At 71.6% G+C, this 1,880-nt stretch carries 2 protein-coding genes; both read right to left on the reverse strand.

The window, feature by feature from the left end:
- Positions 1–161 precede the first annotated feature (161 nt).
- Complete coding sequence (locus ACFWFI_RS42520) at positions 162–1,007, reverse strand: DUF4097 family beta strand repeat-containing protein (protein ID WP_387401296.1); 846 nt, start codon at positions 1,005–1,007, stop codon at positions 162–164.
- 81 nt (positions 1,008–1,088) lie between these two features.
- Positions 1,089–1,610, reverse strand: a complete 522-nt coding sequence (locus tag ACFWFI_RS42525) for a hypothetical protein (protein WP_387401298.1) — start codon at positions 1,608–1,610, stop codon at positions 1,089–1,091.
- Positions 1,611–1,880 lie beyond the last annotated feature (270 nt).

Consider the following 1,880-nt stretch of genomic DNA (forward strand, 5'->3'; position numbering starts at 1 on the left):
GCGCCCCCAGCGCCCCCACCGCCCCCACCCGCATGAACTGCTACACCCCGCACCCGTATCGGCAGGCCGACCCCGCGTGGGGGGTTGCGTTCTGTCACGGCGGGCCGGCGATGTTCGATCCCGGGGACCGGCTGCGGCCACCCTCAAGAGGGTGCGGGCTCTCAGGCGCCGGCGCGGCGGATGTCGATGTTGCCCCAGCGGGTCCGGGTACGGATCTCGACGGTGTCCTCGGTCCCCTCCGGGGGCTGGGAGTCGGCGAGCGTGTTGCGCACCTGCCCGCGACCGGAGCTGACGTCGAGCCAGGCGGCCGTACCCTCGCGGACGCCGACCTCGATGGCACCGTAGGAGGTCTCCAACTGGACGGATCCTCGGGCGACCTGGGCGACGCGCAAGGTGCCGTGCGCGGTGGTGGCGGTGACCGAGCTCTCGGCCCGCGTGATGTCGATGTCGCCGTTCGCCCCGCTCACCCGCAGGTCACCGGTCGCGGTGCCGACGGTCGTGGTGCCGTGCGAGTTCTTCAGGACGGCGGGACCGTCGACGGTGCCGACGCGCAGGCTGCCGGAGCTGGTGGTGATCTCGGCCGTGCCCTCGATCCGGTCGACGCTGATCGAGCCGTGCGCCGCGGTCAGCTTCAGCGGGCCGGTCGTGTCGAGGCGGACGTCACCGGACGAGGTCTTCACGCGGACCTCGCCGAGCCTGCCGGCGCCGAGCACCTGGGCCCAGGCGCCGGTCACGTCGACGCGCGAGCCCGTGGGCAGTTCGACCGTCACGTCGACGGTGCCGGTACGCCCGAGGGGATAGCGCTGCTTGGGCGTTCTGACGGTCAGGATGCCACTGGCGTAGGAGACCTCGCTCCGCTCGGCCGCCCGCACATCCTGGTCCTTCTTCGGGTCGCGGGGAGTCACGTCCACGATGGTGTCTGCGCGGTCGGCCGCGACGAACTGGATGGATCCCGCGTCCACGTGGGCGTTGACCGAGATCGGCTGGGGGGTGTCGAAAGAAGGCATGGCTGTCCCGTCCTCTTGGGTCCTTGGGTGTTCGTGGCGCCCCGCTGGTGGGACGGGGTATGGGTGGAGTCGTCCCGAGGATTAATGAACCCAGCCTGTGAAGCTCTGGCCGATGGTCCTGGCCTTTCCGGAGGTACGGGGGGCGGCGGCGCCGGTGTCGACCGCGGCCGACACGACGCGGACGAGCCATGCGTTGACCGAGAGGCCCTCGCTGCCCGCCACCTCTTCGGCGCGGGTCTTGAGGTGGGCGGGCAGGCGCAGATTGACGCGGGCGGTGCCGCCCTCGTCCATGTCGGCGGGGACCGGGGCCGGGGCCGGCGAGGGCGGCGGGGCGTCCAGCGGTTCTGTCCGGTCCTCGTGCTGCGGCAGTACGACCACGAAGTCGGGGTCGAGGCCGCGCAGTCGTACGTCCACCGAACCGGGGGCGATCTCACGGGTGATTTCGTCCACGGCAGCGGACAGCACACTGAGCAGGGTCAGGCGGGTGGCCGACTCCAGTGGCGCGGTCAGCCGCTCGGCGAGCGCCCGGGCTTCGTCACCTCCGGCTTCGGCGGCCACCGCCAGTTCCCTGTGCAGTGTTTCGACGTACGGCGTGAGGTCCATGACGCAATAGTGGCACCATTGTGGCGCCATTGGCAAGCCTGAGGATGCCATGCATGGCGCCGGGGCCGGTCCGAAGCAGCCAAGGGTTTCGCCTTCGCAGGTCAACGGAGTGAGGAGGGGCGGCGCCAAGTTGTCGCGGCTGATGGCGAGTGGTGTCGCGCCGGAGTCGGCCAGGCATCCGGTCAGCCGCGGAATCAGGGCCCGGCGCCTGTCGCACTGCCCGCCGGCGCAGCTGACGGCCGTCGACGCACGCTCTCGGCGGAGTCGGCG

The sequence above is a fragment of the Streptomyces sp. NPDC060209 genome (genome assembly GCF_042728155.1).
GTDB lineage: Bacteria > Actinomycetota > Actinomycetes > Streptomycetales > Streptomycetaceae > Streptomyces.

Bases quoted from the DNA above. Each gene is read 5' to 3' on its own strand.
- ACFWFI_RS42525 (WP_387401298.1), bottom strand. From the start codon at position 1,610: ATGGACCTCACGCCGTACGTCGAAACACTGCACAGGGAACTGGCGGTG.
- ACFWFI_RS42520 (WP_387401296.1), bottom strand. From the start codon at position 1,007: ATGCCTTCTTTCGACACCCCCCAGCCGATCTCGGTCAACGCCCACGTG.